This window comes from Cohnella baijiui (genome assembly GCF_020731285.1).
Lineage (GTDB): Bacteria > Bacillota > Bacilli > Paenibacillales > Paenibacillaceae > Cohnella.
Map to the genome: position 1 here is coordinate 141,016 of NZ_JAJFOW010000006.1, position 14,652 is coordinate 155,667.

Sequence of the window (14,652 nt, forward strand, 5' to 3'; positions counted from 1 at the left end):
GCCTAATGATTATGAACAAATATATTCAAGATCGTATGGAAACTTTCCTGCTATTATAGCACAGATCTCCTTGAAAAGTTCGGAGTTTTTTGGATAGGCATCTACATCCACCCATTGGAGATCCTGCATATGGCGGAACCAGGACAGCTGGCGCTTGGCGAAATGCCGCGTATCCCGCTTCAGCAATTCGACCGCCCGCGTATAGTCGGTCAGTCCCGTCAAATAGCCGGCGATCTCTTTGTAACCGAGCGCCTGCATGGCGACGGCATCGCTCGGGACGCCCGCCGACAGCAAGCCCGCAACCTCGTCCACCAAGCCTTCCTCCAACATTTGGTCGACGCGGCGCTCGATCCGGTCGTACAGCCGAGCGCGGTCCATCGTCAAGCCGACGAGCGCGAGCGAATAAGGCGAAGATTTGCGGTCCCCTCTCTCCTGCGCTTGCAGATCGGAAAGCGGCCGGCCCGTCGTTTCATAGATTTCGAGCGCGCGGATGATCCGGCGGACGTCGTTCGGATGAAGCTTGGCCGCGCTAGCCGGATCTACGGCGGCGAGGCGCGCGTGCAGCGCATCCGCTCCCCGCTCGTCCGCCAAAGCCTGCATGCGCGCCCGGAACGCCTCGTCGCTCCCGTGCTGCTGGAACCGAAAGTCGTAGCAGACCGATTCGACGTACAGCCCCGTACCGCCCACGATGAACGGAATGCGGCCGCGGCCGTGGATGTCGCGGATCGCCTCGGTGCAGGCGGCCTGAAAGTCGGCGGCCGAAAAAGGCTCGTGCGGGTCCCGGATGTCGATCAGATGATGCGGGATGCCTTCCCGCTCCGCCGGCGGCAGCTTCGCCGTGCCGATGTCCATCCCACGGTACACCTGCATGGAGTCGCCGCTGATGATCTCGCAGCCGAACGCCTTGGCGATCTGCAGGCTGAGCGCGGTTTTGCCGACGGCGGTCGGGCCGACGAGCACGAGGAGCGGCGGCTTGTCCGCGGCATTCGCCGACTGCCAATCCCGATCCTCCGTCTGGTTATTAAACGTCATGAATCAAAATCACTCCATAATCCACCGCCGAGTACGAGCTGCGCACCCGTTCGAAGCCTAGGCGTTCGAACAGCTCGCTGTCGCGGTGTTCTTTGAGCACGATGCGCTTGCGCGCCACGCGGCGGGCTTCGGCGACGGCGGCCGCGGTCAGCGGCTCGTCCTCGGCGACGGCGCGCAGCGGACGGATCGACGCGGACGCCTGAACGGGCTGCGAGAACATCGGATCGAAGGTGACGATGTCGACGCTCCGGTCGGGCAGCTCCCGCAGCACGGCTAGATGATCGCTCTGCACCAGGCGGATGCGCCGCATCGCCTCGTTGACGGGTTCGACCTCCGAAACATAGCTCCGCAGCCCTTCGCGAACGATGACATAAAGCGTCCTGGAAGCTTCCACGCCGGTCACCCTGCCTTCCGCGCCGACGGCATAGGATAGCACGAGCGCGTCCGATGCGAGTCCCGCCGTGCAGTCGAGGACGACGTCGCCAGGCTTTGCGTCCGCCGCGACGACGAGCGCGTCCGCGCCTCCGTCCATCAGCCGCTTAATGCGGACGAGCGCCATGCTCGGATGGTAGAAGAGCGGCGGCTCGCCGTTCGTCACGAAACGAAGCTCGTCGCGCCCGACGACGAGCACGCCGTCCTCCGCCTCCGCATGCCTGCGGCGAAGACCCGCAATCGTCTCCCGCCGGCGCGGCACGAGCGGGCAGCCGAGCTCGCCGGCCAGCCGGCCGGCTTCGGCCAAGACGGCCGCATCCGGCTTTTCCATCGTCGTTACGATCACGACATCACCCGTTTGAACATTTTCTCCAGTTCGTACGTGCTGAAGCTGACGACGATCGGCCGGCCGTGGGGACATGTGTAGGGCTGACGGCAGCTCGCGAGCCGCCGCAGCAGCGCCTCGCCGGCTTCGCGCGTCTGGTACTGGTTCGCTTTGATCGAAGCTTTGCAGGAGCAGAGGATCGCCGCCTTCTCCCGCAGCTTGTGCAGGTCGACGGCGCGCTCCTTCAGGATCCACTCCGCCATCTCCCTTACGATGTCCGCTTCTTCGCCTTTGGGCAGCCAATGCGGCACTGCGCGTACGATAAAGGTATTGCCACCGAATTCCTCCAAATATACGCCGGCCTGCTCGAAGTAGCGCAGACGGCTTCGCAGCGCGACGCATTCGTCCGGTGCGAACGACAGCGTGACCGGCAGGAGCAGTTCTTGGCTGGCCGCCTCCGGCTCCCCGAACTTGTCGTAGTACATCTCGTAATGGATGCGCTCGTGCGCGGCGTGCTGGTCGATCAGGTAAAGGCCGGAGTCGTTCTGGGCGACCAAGTACGTGCCGTGAAGCTGGCCGATCCAGTACAGCTCCGGAAACGCCGGCTTCTCCGCCGGCGCGGCGCCGGGGGCGAAGGCGGCTTCCCACACCTCGCCCGGTACGCGGGCGCCCGGCGGCTGCTGCCGCTCGTACCCGCCCGCGACGGCAGGGGGCCCTCGGTCCGGCGCGGCACCGGACGCTGCGGCAGATCGGAAGCCTGCGGCGGATCGGGTGTCCGCGGCGGATCGGCCCGCAGGCTGCGCGGGAGATCCGGCGTCCCGGCCGGCGGCCGGAGCACCCGATGCATCCGGACGGACGGCGGCGGGACGAATATCGGCGGGCGGGAGCACGTTCGGCTCCCCGCGACCGGGCGCGAGCGGCCGCACCTCGGCGGCTAGCGCCGCATAGGCGGACGCGTCGTCCGTCTCGCGGATTTCGCCGGCCCGCTCCGCCGATGCCGCTGCTTCCCCGCGTGCGGAGGAAGCGGTCTCGGCAGCGGAGGAAACGCCTCCGGCGCCGTTTGCCCACGAGGCGTCGGCGGCGTCCGGCGCCACCTGGAAGCGGATCTGCTCCTGCGCCCACACCTGCTGCTTGGGTGCGCGAACCGATGAGCCGGACGGGATGTAAGCCTGCTCGCCGAGCGCCCGTCGGACGGCTTCCTCGACGAAGGCGCGCAGCTCGCTCTCCTTGCTGAAGCGCACCTCCAGCTTGGCGGGATGCACGTTGACGTCGAGCAGCGACGGATGCATGCGCAAATGCAGCACGGACAGCGGATAACGGTTGATCGGCAGCAGCGTATGGTACGCTTGCAGGAGCGGCTGCACGGCCGCCGCGCTGCGCACGTAACGTCCGTTCACCAGGATCGTGATGCCGTTACGGTTCGCGCGCGTTTCGACCGGCATCGCCGTAAGTCCCGACAGCGCGTAGTCCGGATGGTCCGCCTGCAGCGGAAGCATCGCCTTGGCCGCGGCCGTCCCGTAAATGGCCGCGACGACCTGGCGCAAATCGCCGTTGCCAGGCGTACGCAGCAGCGTCGAGCCGTTGTGCGCAAAGGTGAACGCGATATCCGGCCGCGCCAGCGCTTGTCGGTACACGACCTCGGACAGATGCCCGAGCTCCGTCTGGATCGTCCGCATGTACTTGAGCCGAGCGGGCGTATTGAAGAACAATTCGCGCACGGACATGTCCGTGCCCTTCGGCGAGGCGGCGTCCTCGTGACGCTTGACGGCGCCGCCTTCGATTTCCAGCAGGCGGCCCAAGCCTTCCGAGTCAGCGGCGCTTACGCAGCGGACTTTGGCGACCGCCGCGATGCTGGGCAGCGCCTCCCCGCGAAAGCCGAGCGTCCCGATCTGGAACAGATCCTTGCCGGTCGAGATTTTGCTCGTCGCATGCCGCTGGAACGCCGTGAGCAGGTCGTCGGGTTGGATGCCCGCACCGTCGTCGACGATGCGAATGAGGCCGAGACCGCCTTCCTCGGCGGTGACGTCGATCGTTCTGGCGCCCGCGTCGACGGCGTTTTCGATGAGCTCCTTCAGCACGGAGGCGGGGCGTTCCACGACCTCGCCCGCCGCGATCTGGTTCGCCAGGTGCTCGTCCAGCAGTCGGATGATCCCCATGTTCGCTCTCCTTTCGTGTTTAGCGTCGCGCTTGCGAGCCGCGCCGCCGTTCTGTGCGCGGCGGCCGGCTTGGCGGGATCAAGCCGCGGCCGCGGTATCGGCCAGCGTGACCGTCCCGTCGCCCGCTGCACTCCATTGCACGTCCCCGAACCACTTGGCCAGCAGCCGGACGTCGAGATAGCTGACGCCGTCGACCAGAATCGCCTGCCCGTCTTTCACGGACGCGCGGAAAGACGCGCTGTCGCGGAGCAGGACGATTTGCTTGGCCTTCGCATCGTAACTCAGCATAGCCTCCGCGACGTTGGCGCCGAGCTTGGTACGGACGTACCAGACGCCGTTCTTTTTTAGCACGAGGCCGGGCTGGGCCACGCGAACGCCGTTCACCACGGCGGAGCCTTTGCCCAAGGTGAGCGTGAGCGTGCGGCCCCCGGCCGCGCGGAACCCCGCCATGAGCTGCTCCAGCGAGCCTTCGACGACCAGGTCCGGCTGAAGGCCGACTTTGTCGACGTGGTTCCCGTTCGGCGTGAGGTACTCTTGGACAGTCACCTTCAGCGTACCGCCGGAGGGAACCGGCACGAGCCTTTGCACGACGCCTTTGCCGTACGTCTTCGTCCCGATCAGCTTGGCAATGCCGTAATCCTGCAGGGCGCCCGAGAGCAGCTCGGAGGCGCTCGCGCTTCCGCCGTTGACGAGAATCCAGACCGGATAAGGCTTTGTCGTCCCCTGAACGGCGAGCGGCGTATCGTTGCCGTCCCGGTCCAACAGGTGCGCGAGGACGCCGTCGTCGATGAATTGCGATGCGATCAGCTGCGCTTGGTCGACGTAGCCGCCGCCGTTGCTCCGCAGGTCGACGATGAGCGATTGCAGGCCTTGCTGCTCAAGCTGTTTCAGCTCCTTGGCGAACTTGCTCGCGGCATCCGACGAAAAGGTGTCGAGATCCAAATAGCCGACGCCGTCTCCCATCATTTTGCTCGATGCCGCAGGCATATGTACGGTTTGGCGGACGACCTGGAACAGCAGCTTTTGCTCCCCGCGCTTGACGCCGAACTTGACCTTCGTCCCTTCGACGCCTTGGGAGGCGCGCTGCACGTCGGCGATCGTTTTGCCCGCCATCGAGACGCCGTCGACGGACAGGATCGCGTCGCCGGGCTGCAGGCCCGCCTGCTGCGCCGGGCTGCCCGAAATGACGTCCTCGATGTAAACGATCTTGTCGTCCTCGGTCATAACGATGCCGATGCCGACGAACGTCTGCTCGAGGAGATTGGAAAATCCTTTCATCTGCTCTTCGCTGAAATACTCCGTATACGGATCGTTCAGCGAATCGATCATGCCGTCGATCGCCGCATCGTCCAGCGTCTCGTCCGTCGGCTTGCTAATATGGTATTGCTCCAACAGCTGGCGAATCTCGTCCGCTTTCGCGCTCGACGCGGACGCCGGCAATGCGGTCAGCGTGCCGAGGGCCAGAGCGGACGCCAGCACGGCGGCCGCGAAACGCCGGAAAATACGGAAATGACTCATGAGGGTTCCCCGCTTTCCATCAATTGGTTGCGCGCGTCGTTCAGCCATTCGAGGGCTTGGAGCGGCGTCATGCGCATAATGTCGAGCTTGCGAAGCTTGCCGACGATCTTTTCCTCTGCGGGTGCCGGCGCCCTGCGCGGCTTTTCCGCCGCGGCGGCGACTTCCCCGAACAGCGAGAGCTGCTGAATGCCGTCCTGGCGCGTCGCAAAGGCGGCAGGCAGAGCCGCTTCGTCCGGCCGTTCGCGGTCCGATTCCGCAGTCGGCGCCGGAACGGGGGCAGCAGGCGGGACCGTCAGAGCGTCCGCCGCCGCCTGCCGCGGCGACTCGGCCGCATGGCGGTCTCCGCCCGAAGCGATCAAGCCGTACGCGCGCTGAACGATCGAATCCGGCAAGCCGGCGAGCTGCGCGCAATAGATGCCATAGCTCGAATCGGCCGCGCCCGCCACCAGCTTGCGAAGGAACGTCACGCCGTCGGCGCTTTCCTTGACGGCCATGCAGCCGTTGCGAAGCCGGGGCAGCGTTTCCTCAAGATGCGCCAGCTCGTGAAAGTGGGTCGAGACGAGCGCTTTGCAGCCGACCGCGTCGTGCACGTACTCGATGACCGCCTGGGCGATCGCCATGCCTTCCTCGGTCGACGTGCCCCGCCCCAGCTCGTCGATGATGACGAGGCTGCGCTCGGTGGCCTGCTCGGTCATCACTTGGATGTCTTTCATCTCGACCATGAACGTGCTCTGCCCGCCGACGAGATCGTCTGCGGCGCCGATCCGCGTAAAGATGCGGTCGACCATCGGGAGGACCGCTTCCTTGGCGGGGACGAAGCAGCCGATCTGGGCCATGATGCTGATCATGGCGACCTGTCTCATGTAGGTGCTCTTGCCCGCCATATTCGGCCCGGTGATGAGCAGGATCGCACCGCCGTCCTTCGTGAGCGAAGCGTGGTTCGCGATGAAGACGGCGCCGTCCGACACTGCTTCGACGACAGGATGCCGGCCGTCGGAGATGGTCAGATCGTAGCCTTCACTCCAGCGGGGCCGCACGTAGCGGCGCTCCGCGCTCACCTCGGCGAGCGACTGCAGCGCGTCCAGCGCGGACACCTGCTCCGCCAGCCGCTGCAGTCGCGGAATGTGCGCCGCGATCTCGTCGCGGAGGGCGGCGAACAGCTCGTACTCGAGGTCGACCATCCGGTCCTCGGCCTCGAGAATGAGCGCTTCCTTCTCTTTGAGCTCCGGCGTGACGAAGCGCTCGGCGTTGGCGAGCGTTTGCTTGCGCTCGTAGCGGCCTTCGGGCAGCGCTCCCAGGTTCGCGCGCGTCACTTCGAGATAGTAGCCGAATACTTTGTTGAAGCCGATCTTGAGCGACTTGATGCCGGTCGCTTCCCGTTCCTGCCGCTCGAGCTCGGCGATCCACGTTTTCCCGTTCCTGCTCGCTTCGCGCAGCTCGTCCAGCCGTTCGTGATAGCCCCCGCGGATGAGGCCGCCTTCGCGCACGGAGACGGGCGGCTCGTCCGCGATCGCGGAGCGGATCGCCTCCGTCAGATCGGCGCACGCGTCCATCCCGTCCGCTAGGCGTGCAAGCGCGGCGGTGCCGAGCTGCGCGCACTGCTGCTTGATCGCGGGAATACGGGCGAGTGAGCGACCGAGCGCGTTCAGGTCCCGCGCGTTGGCCGAGCCGTAGGCGATACGGCCGACCAGCCGCTCCAGATCGTAGATCTCCGCCAGCTCGCCGCGCAGCTCCTCGCGCAGCATCCAGTTGCCGTGCAGCGCTTCGACGGCGTCCAGCCGCTCGTCGGCGGCCACGCGGTCGAGCAGCGGCTGGTCGATCCAGCGCTTCAGCTGCCGCGCGCCCATCGCCGTTCGCGTCCGGTCGAGCAGCCAGAGAAGCGAGCCTTTGCGCGACCGGTCGCGAACCGTCTCGGTCAGCTCCAGGTTGCGCCGGGTGAAGGCGTCGAGCGCCATGAACTGCTGCGGATCGTAGCTCTTGACCGACCGCACGTGCCCGAGCGAGCGCTTCTGCGTCTCGCCCAAATAGGCGACGAGCCGCGAGACGGCGGCCCGGCGGACGGGCTCGTGCCGCTCCCAGCGCTCGTCCGGGAATCGCTCCGCGAGCGTGTCCTCGTCCGGCCCGGCATCCCGCACCGTGCCGAGCAGCGTTCGGCCGCCGGCCTGCGCCGCTTCCCGAAGACGGGCGAGCGCCGATTCGTCGCCGACGGCCTCGGCCGGCCGGTAAACGTTCAGCTCGTTCTTCACCGCCTCGCGGCCGGCGGCGAACGAGGTCACGTACAGCTCGCCGGTCGTCAGGTCGCAGGCGGCGAGGCCGAAGCGCCCCTCCGCCTCCGCGGCGCCGACGATGAAGTTGTTGGCGCCGTCTCCGAGCGCCTTCGTCTCCATGACCGTGCCGGGCGTGACGATCCGCACAATCTCGCGGCGAACGACGCCTTTGGCGGTCGCCGGGTCCTCCACCTGCTCGCAAATCGCTACTTTGTAACCTTTGTCTACCAATTTGCTTATGTAGCCTTCCGCAGAATGATAGGGAACGCCGCACATGGGGATGCGCTCTTCCTGGCCTGCGCCCCGCCCCGTTAAAGTGATTTCGAGCTCGCGTGCCGCTAAGAGGGCGTCCTCGAAAAACATTTCGTAAAAATCGCCGAGCCGGAAAAACAGCAGCGCGTCGCGCGCTTCTTCCTTCACGGCCAAGTACTGCTGCATCATCGGCGTATAGCCAGCCATCGACGGTCCTCCCGGTGGGATTCTAGGTTTTCGTTCAATTTCTCGCACGGATTCATCCGTATCAGCACCTCATTATAGCAAAAAAGCGCCGACGGCGCTTCGGAACGTTACTCTATTAACGGGGACGGACGATTCGATAGGGAGCGTTGCTTTATTGCAAGTAGGGACGGACGTTTCCGTAACGAGCGTTGCAGGGGCGGTCGATCCCATTGGTAGCGATGTTCCAACTTTGCCGCCGATTCATCGAATGCCTTTCGTGCCTCTTCCAACTCCTGCGTTGGCAGTCACGCTGAAGGATGACGTGTCGGACTGCCGGCATCGTGCTAATACGATACAGGTACAGAGGCCCAAGGTGACGAGACCGACGATTGTATTCGAAATATCATACACATATCCGATCCAGACGACTAAATCCCGCGAATGTATTCGAAAAATCATACACATGTCCGAACCAGACGCCTAAATCCTGCGTTTTTATTCGAAAAATCATATACATATTCGATCTGGTCACCTAAATCCCGAGTATGTATTCGAAATATCATTCACGCCGCCCTGCACTCTGAGCATCTTGCCCCCATTCGCCTCCGCCGCCGGGGACCGAATACATGCGCTTCCTTCCATCTGTCCCCCGCCTCTAATCCCTTCCCCACTCTCGCGCACTGCTAGACTCGCATGAGCCGATCCGTTCGACGCAACGCAGCCAAGTCTGCGGCGCCGATCCCGAACATCGCCGCCCGCAGCTCGAACTCGAGGCGTTCGAGCTGCGTTTCGACCTGCGCCTCGGATTCCGCCGCTGCGGCGAGCAGCGCCCGGCCGAAGCCGGCCATATCGGCGCCAAGCGCCAACGCTTTAGCGGCGTCTACGCCGCTTTGAACGCCGCCGCTGCCGATGACGATCCCGCCTGGCGCCGCCTCCCGCACTTCGCGGATGCAGGTCGCGGTCGGGATGCCCCAGTCGCGGAACGCTTCGGCCGCAAGGCGCCTCGTCGCATCCCGCCCCCGCCTCCGCTCCACCTCGCTCCAGGACGTCCCGCCCGCTCCGGCCACGTCCACGAAGGCGACGCCCGCTTCGAACAGCCGGCGCGCCGTCCCTCCGTCGATGCCCCAGCCGACCTCCTTCACCCCTACCGGCGCCTCGAGACGTTCGCATAGCGATGCGATCCGGTCGAGCAGTCCGGCAAACCCGGTATCCCCTTCCGGCTGGAACACCTCCTGCAGCCCGTTCAAATGCAGCACCACCGCATCCGCTTCGGTCAACGCCAACAGCCGCCGGCATTCATCGGGCCCGTAACCCAAATTCAATTGGACGGCGCCGAGGTTGACAAGCAGCGGAATATCGGGCGCTACCTTCCGAACCCGGAACGACTCGGCCGCCGCCTCTCGCTCGAGCGCCGCCCGGGCCGAGCCGAGTCCCATCGCCCATCCCCTGCGCTGCGCGGCTGCCGCAAGCCGGCGATTGATGACGCCCGCTTCCGGCGTCCCGCCGGTCATCGAGCTGACGAGCAGCGGCGCTCGGATCGGTTTGCCGAGGAAGGTCGTCCTGGTATCGACGGACTCGAAGTCGATCTCGGGCAGCGCCAGGTGGCGGAAGCGATACCCGTCGAAGCCCGGGCCTTCCGCCAGTCCGCCCACCTCCTCCCGCAGGCAAATGTCGATATGCTCCAGCTTGCGACGCTGGATGTCCGAATGTTCGTCCACTCCGTTACCCCATTCCGTAGGATGCTATGATATGCTCGGCTACCATCTGCCCGGAGAGCGCGGCCATCGCCGATCCCCCTGGCTGCGTCGTCCCGCCGGCGAACCAGAGGCCGCGCAATCCGCCGCGATTCGACGGACGGAATAGCGCCTGACGCTTCGAATTGGCGGACATGCCGTAGATGCCGCCGCGGTAAGCCGCCGTATCCTGCCGCAGCTGTGCAGGCGAATACGCGGACAGCGCTTCCGGCTCGCGATGGATGCCGCGCAGGCCATAATCGCCGAGTCGTCGCAATAGGCGATCGCGATAGCCGGTTTCTTCCTCCGTCCAATTCCAAGCGGAAGTTTCGTACGGTGCGTTGGCGAGAATCGACAGGTTGCTGCCGCCTTCGGGCGCGAGGCCCATCTCGGATCGCCCCGAAAAGCAGACGTAAAGCGAAGGGTCCGACGGGGGTCTTCGCCCCTGGAAGATGTCGTCGAATTCCCGCCCGTAGTCGGGCGGATAAAACACCGTATGATGCCGCAGGACTTCGAATTTTTTGCGGACGCCGGCGAGCAGGACGAAGGCCGACAGCGACGGTTCGTAGGAATCGATCCTGGCGTTGGACAGTCGCGGCCGATCCGTTTCCGCGAGCAGACCCCGGTTGACGCTCAGCAGGTCTCCGTTCGCCACGATCACGTCGGCCAGCCAGTCTCCCGCCTCCGTCTCGACGCCCCGCACCGTCCCGCGTTGCGAAAGGATGCGGGTCACCTGAACGGACGTTCGAATCTCCGCGCCCAGCTTTTCGGCGAGCCGGCGCAACCCGGATGCGATTTCGTACGTGCCGCCTTTGATCCCGTAAACGCCGATCGCGGCTTCCAAGTGCGCGAGCGACGCAGCGACGGCAGGCCCTTTTGCCGGCGATGAGCCAAGGTAGGTGGCGTAACGGCCGAATAGGGCGAGCGTGTTCGGATGGCGGAAATAGCGTCGAAGCAGCTGATCCAGCGTCGTGAGCGGGCGAAAGCGGAGCAGGCCGGCCATCAGTCGAAGATCGGCCCGATCCCGCCAGGTCGGCCGAAGGCGATCGAACAAGCGCCCCACGGCCCGGTAAATGTCGCCTGCTTCGGTCATGAACGCCCGGTACTGCCGCGCATCCTCCCAGCTGTAGGCGGCAATCTGTTCCTCCATCTCCTGCGGATCATCGCTGAGATCGATGATCGTCCCGTCCGCGAAAATGTGCCGGTTTTCTTTACGCAGCGGGTACATTTTCAAATAATCTTCCATCCGGCTGCCGGCCGACGCGAAGACGCGCTCGAACGCCGGCCGCATCGAAATGGCGGTCGGACCGCGATCGAACCGGTATCCCCCTAGCTCGATTCGTTGGAGCTTGCCGCCCACCTCCGGCTGCTGTTCCAGAACGGTCACCTGGAATCCGGCGGCGGCAAGCCGGACGGCCGCGGACAGACCGCCGAGTCCCGCGCCGATCACGACGACCTTCCTCACGCCGTCCCCCTTCCGTCCGTCCCGCAGCCCGCGGCGCGAACCTCCGAACGCCGCCCGCCGGCTGCGACAGGCGGAGCGGCTAGCTCTGCGTTCACCCGGTACCTCCCTTGTCTCGTTTTCATCATTCCCCATCTCGCTTGCATGGCCACATCATTAGCCTCCTATTTCGACCGGCGAGTGTGAACGCCGCCATCGCATTCTACTTGCAGGTGTGTCTTTAGCGGCGATATCGGGCTTTAGGATTGGCGCGATCCGTTCTCCTCCTCTTTCGGGTAGCGCCGCACCGGTCTGGCAGGCTCGTCGCGCACGTGAACCTCGAACCATTCGGCCCACACGTCGGGCCGTCCGATCAGCGCGTACTCGGAATACGGTTCGGGCAGCGATTCGGCGCCCCGGCCGCCGACGACGAACGTCAAGGATGGGAAGCGTTCCCGCAGGGCATCCAAGTGCGCCATTACTGCCCGGCAGCGGCCGACGTCGGCGAAAGACACGGCAACAACGGAAACGCCCGCTTCGCGGATCATCTCCGCAATGCCGTCGTTCGGCGTGTCCGCCCCCAGGTACAACACGTCGACGCCCCGATGGCGCAAATAAAGCGAAAACAGCAGCAGCCCCATCTGATGGCGCTCTCCGGAAGGACAGTAAGCCAGCGTCCGCGGCATTCGGTCGTCGATCGGGAACAGTCCGAATAAGCCCATGCAGCGCTGCATGACGAATTCCGTTATGTAATGTTCCTGCGCGACCGTGAGCCGGCCGGATGCCCACTCCTCTCCCGCGCGGTGAAAGAGCGGCGAAAGGACGTGGCCGATCATCGCTTCGTAACCGTACATCGAAAATCCGAGCTCGAGGATCGCTCTGGCCCGATCGGGTCGGTAGGCCTGAAGCGACGCCAAGAGGCGCTCGCCCGTTTCGGCGTAAACATCCGTTCTGGGCTGCGATGCGGTGTCGTGCATGCGTCGTTCTTCTTGCAGACGTCTCAGCTGGGAGGCCGCCTGCGAGATCGACATGCCCCGTTCCTCCAGACGCGCTTTGAGCCAGTGCAGGTCAGCCACGTCGTCATCGTCGTAGACCCGGTACCCGGCATCGGTCCGACTCGGACGCACCACCTCGTACCTGCGCTCCCAAGCCCGGATCGTCACCGAAGGGATGCCGGTCATTGCCGATACTTGCCGAATCGTGTACAATCCTTAATCCCGCCCCTCCTTATCCTTAGACAAACCTTACACAATTTTCTACCCCCGGCGTCCGGCTTTGAAACCGAAACCTGAAAATGACGCTAAAAATAGGCGAACCCGGAACGATCCGGACCGCGCAAACGGGAAGTCAACATGCGGTGTTTCAACCGGATGCGGAATGCTGTCGTCCGACCGTTCCCGTGTCCAGGGTGCGCAAAGGAATTTGAAACGTGAAGCATGAGCCGACGGCACAGTTTTCCTCGGCCCAAATCTTGCCGCCCATTTGGGCCAGCAGCTTGCGGCAAATCGCCAGCCCGAGGCCCGTCCCTTCAAATCGGCGCTCGGTCGTGGCGTCGAGCTGCGAGAAAGGCAAAAAAAGCAGGTGAAGCTGTTCGGGCTTGATGCCGACGCCCGTGTCGGACACGCGTACCTGAAGCAGCGCGACATTGCTCCCCCGATCGTCTGTGAGCCAGTCGGCGACTTCGGCTTCCAGTCGAATCTCGCCATGGGGCGTGAACTTGACGGCGTTGCTGAGCAGATTGTTCAAAATCTGCTTGAGCCGGCCGACGTCGCCGACTAGCAGATGCGGCACCGATCTCGAAAGGCGCCTCTCCAACCGGATGCCCTTTTGGCCGGCGCGCAGCGCGAACAGCTCGACGCATTCTTCAATGCAGGCGGTTAGGTTAAACGGAGCTTCGTGCAGCGTGACGCTGCCCGATTCGATCTTGGAATAGTCGAGGATGTCGTTGATGACATGCAGCAGGTCTTGGCCGCTGCGCCGCTGGAGGTGGAGCAGCTCCCGCTGGGTCGTCGTCGCATCGGGATCGTCCAGCAGCAGATGGTTGATGCCGATTATGCCGTTCAGCGGCGTGCGGATTTCGTGGCTCATCGTCGCGAGGAATTCCGATTTGATGCGGTCCGTATTTTCGGCAAGCTCCTTTGCCCGAATGAGCGCCTCCTCCGTCCGCGCTTGCTCGGTGACGTCTCTCGAAATCGAGTAGACCTGCGTGCGATCCGGCAAAAACACGGGAAACATCGTGGCGCTCAGCAGCATTTCCCGGCCCAGCCGGTTGCGCACGCGGAAATCGACCTTGCCGGCACCGCGCCGGGCGATGACGTTCCGATAACATGCGCGAACGGCTTCATAGTCCGCCGGGCCCGCCAGAATGTCTTTCCCCCAGTCCATCGCAGAAAACTCCTCCGCCGAATAGCCGATCGCTTCTTGAAACACGGGATTCACGTGGATGGCTTTGTCGGCTTTCGGGTCATAGCAGAGCACCATATCCGGGCTGTGCTCGAAGAGGGACATATAACGCAGCTCTAAATCCTGCGCTTGGCGGACGGCCTTGTGCTTGTCCTTGAACAAGACGGCGAGCACGACCGCGAACAGCAGCAGGACGGCGCAGCCGATCCAAAAGGCCAGTCCGTCGTCAGTGAGCGACGATTCGGGCATCGGACGGAGGCGGTCATCGGGGATGACTACGGTTCCCGCCATCGCGACGAAGTGCATGCCGGCTACGGACAGGCCGAGCAGCGCGGCGCTCACCAGCTTCATTCGATGAATCGACTCCCCGCGGATATAGGTGCGGAGGCTGAAGGCGAGATGGAGCGCGACGTACGATATGCCCAGCGCGATCGCGGCGGATGCGATCACGAAAGGCAGCTTGTATTCGATATGGCCGGACAGATGCATCGAAGCCATTCCCGTAAAATGCATCAATAGGATGGCGAGTCCGGCAAACAAGCCCCCGATCGCGAACGTCATCTTCCCGGCGTGCGGTTTGAGAATCAAGAACAAGCCGATCGCGGTAGCGATGATCGGCAGCGCGATGGAGACGAGGAGCAAAGGGATGTCGTATTCGATCGGGAGCGGAATCGGATGGGCGAAAATGCCGATGAAGTGCATCGACCAGACGCCGAGGCCGAAGATCGCGGAGGCGAAGAGGTAAAGCGCGCCGCGGCGCGCTTTCGACGGGGCGCCCAGCATGCGGCTGGCAAGATCGAAGGTCGTGTAGGAGGCCGCGATGGAAACGAAGACCGAAAGCAGGACCAAAACCGTATCGTATTGTCCCGCTTCGTGATCCATTGTGCAGCGCCTCCTTGTCCCGCGA

The 14,652-nt window shown here is 64.3% G+C and carries 10 protein-coding genes; all 10 read right to left on the minus strand.

The genetic code is table 11. The annotated features are described in order from the left end of the window. Positions 1 to 9: 9 nt before the first annotated feature. Entirely contained in the window at positions 10 to 1,032 is a 1,023-nt protein-coding gene (miaA, locus tag LKX83_RS09015; RefSeq protein ID WP_227881841.1) for a tRNA (adenosine(37)-N6)-dimethylallyltransferase MiaA, read from the minus strand. Then, entirely contained in the window at positions 1,022 to 1,810 is a 789-nt protein-coding gene (locus LKX83_RS09020) for a class I SAM-dependent methyltransferase (protein WP_227881842.1), read from the minus strand. The genes miaA and LKX83_RS09020 overlap by 11 nt, the downstream gene beginning before the upstream one ends. Further along, a complete protein-coding gene (gene mutL, locus LKX83_RS09025; RefSeq protein WP_227881843.1) occupies positions 1,807 to 3,945 on the minus strand; it encodes a DNA mismatch repair endonuclease MutL in 2,139 nt (712 codons plus the stop codon). Before mutL ends, LKX83_RS09020 begins: the two co-directional genes overlap by 4 nt. Before the next feature lie 78 nt (positions 3,946 to 4,023). After that, the gene (locus tag LKX83_RS09030; RefSeq protein WP_227881844.1) at positions 4,024 to 5,463 is read right to left on the minus strand and encodes a S41 family peptidase; all 1,440 of its coding nucleotides are present in this window, start codon (positions 5,461 to 5,463) and stop codon (positions 4,024 to 4,026) included. Further along, positions 5,460 to 8,189, minus strand: coding sequence for a DNA mismatch repair protein MutS (gene mutS, locus LKX83_RS09035; RefSeq protein WP_227881845.1), 2,730 nt, complete (start codon positions 8,187 to 8,189; stop codon positions 5,460 to 5,462). The genes LKX83_RS09030 and mutS overlap by 4 nt, the downstream gene beginning before the upstream one ends. 662 nt (positions 8,190 to 8,851) lie before the next feature. Next, entirely contained in the window at positions 8,852 to 9,886 is a 1,035-nt protein-coding gene (gene fni / locus LKX83_RS09040; protein ID WP_227881846.1) for a type 2 isopentenyl-diphosphate Delta-isomerase, read from the minus strand. A 4-nt stretch (positions 9,887 to 9,890) separates the two neighbouring features. Next, positions 9,891 to 11,366 carry a phytoene desaturase family protein gene (locus LKX83_RS09045; protein WP_227881847.1) on the minus strand — a complete coding sequence of 492 codons (1,476 nt, stop codon included), beginning with the start codon at positions 11,364 to 11,366 and terminating at the stop codon, positions 9,891 to 9,893. Further along, on the minus strand, positions 11,363 to 11,515 hold the full coding sequence (locus LKX83_RS09050; protein WP_227881848.1) for a hypothetical protein: 153 nt from the start codon (positions 11,513 to 11,515) through the stop codon (positions 11,363 to 11,365). The genes LKX83_RS09045 and LKX83_RS09050 overlap by 4 nt, the downstream gene beginning before the upstream one ends. 87 nt (positions 11,516 to 11,602) lie before the next feature. Beyond that, positions 11,603 to 12,550: a MerR family transcriptional regulator gene (locus LKX83_RS09055; RefSeq protein WP_227881849.1), complete on the minus strand. Its 948-nt coding sequence runs from the start codon at positions 12,548 to 12,550 to the stop codon at positions 11,603 to 11,605. Between the two features lie 154 nt (positions 12,551 to 12,704). Then, positions 12,705 to 14,627, minus strand: coding sequence for an MHYT domain-containing protein (locus LKX83_RS09060; RefSeq protein ID WP_227881850.1), 1,923 nt, complete (start codon positions 14,625 to 14,627; stop codon positions 12,705 to 12,707). Between the last annotated feature and the right edge of the window lie 25 nt (positions 14,628 to 14,652).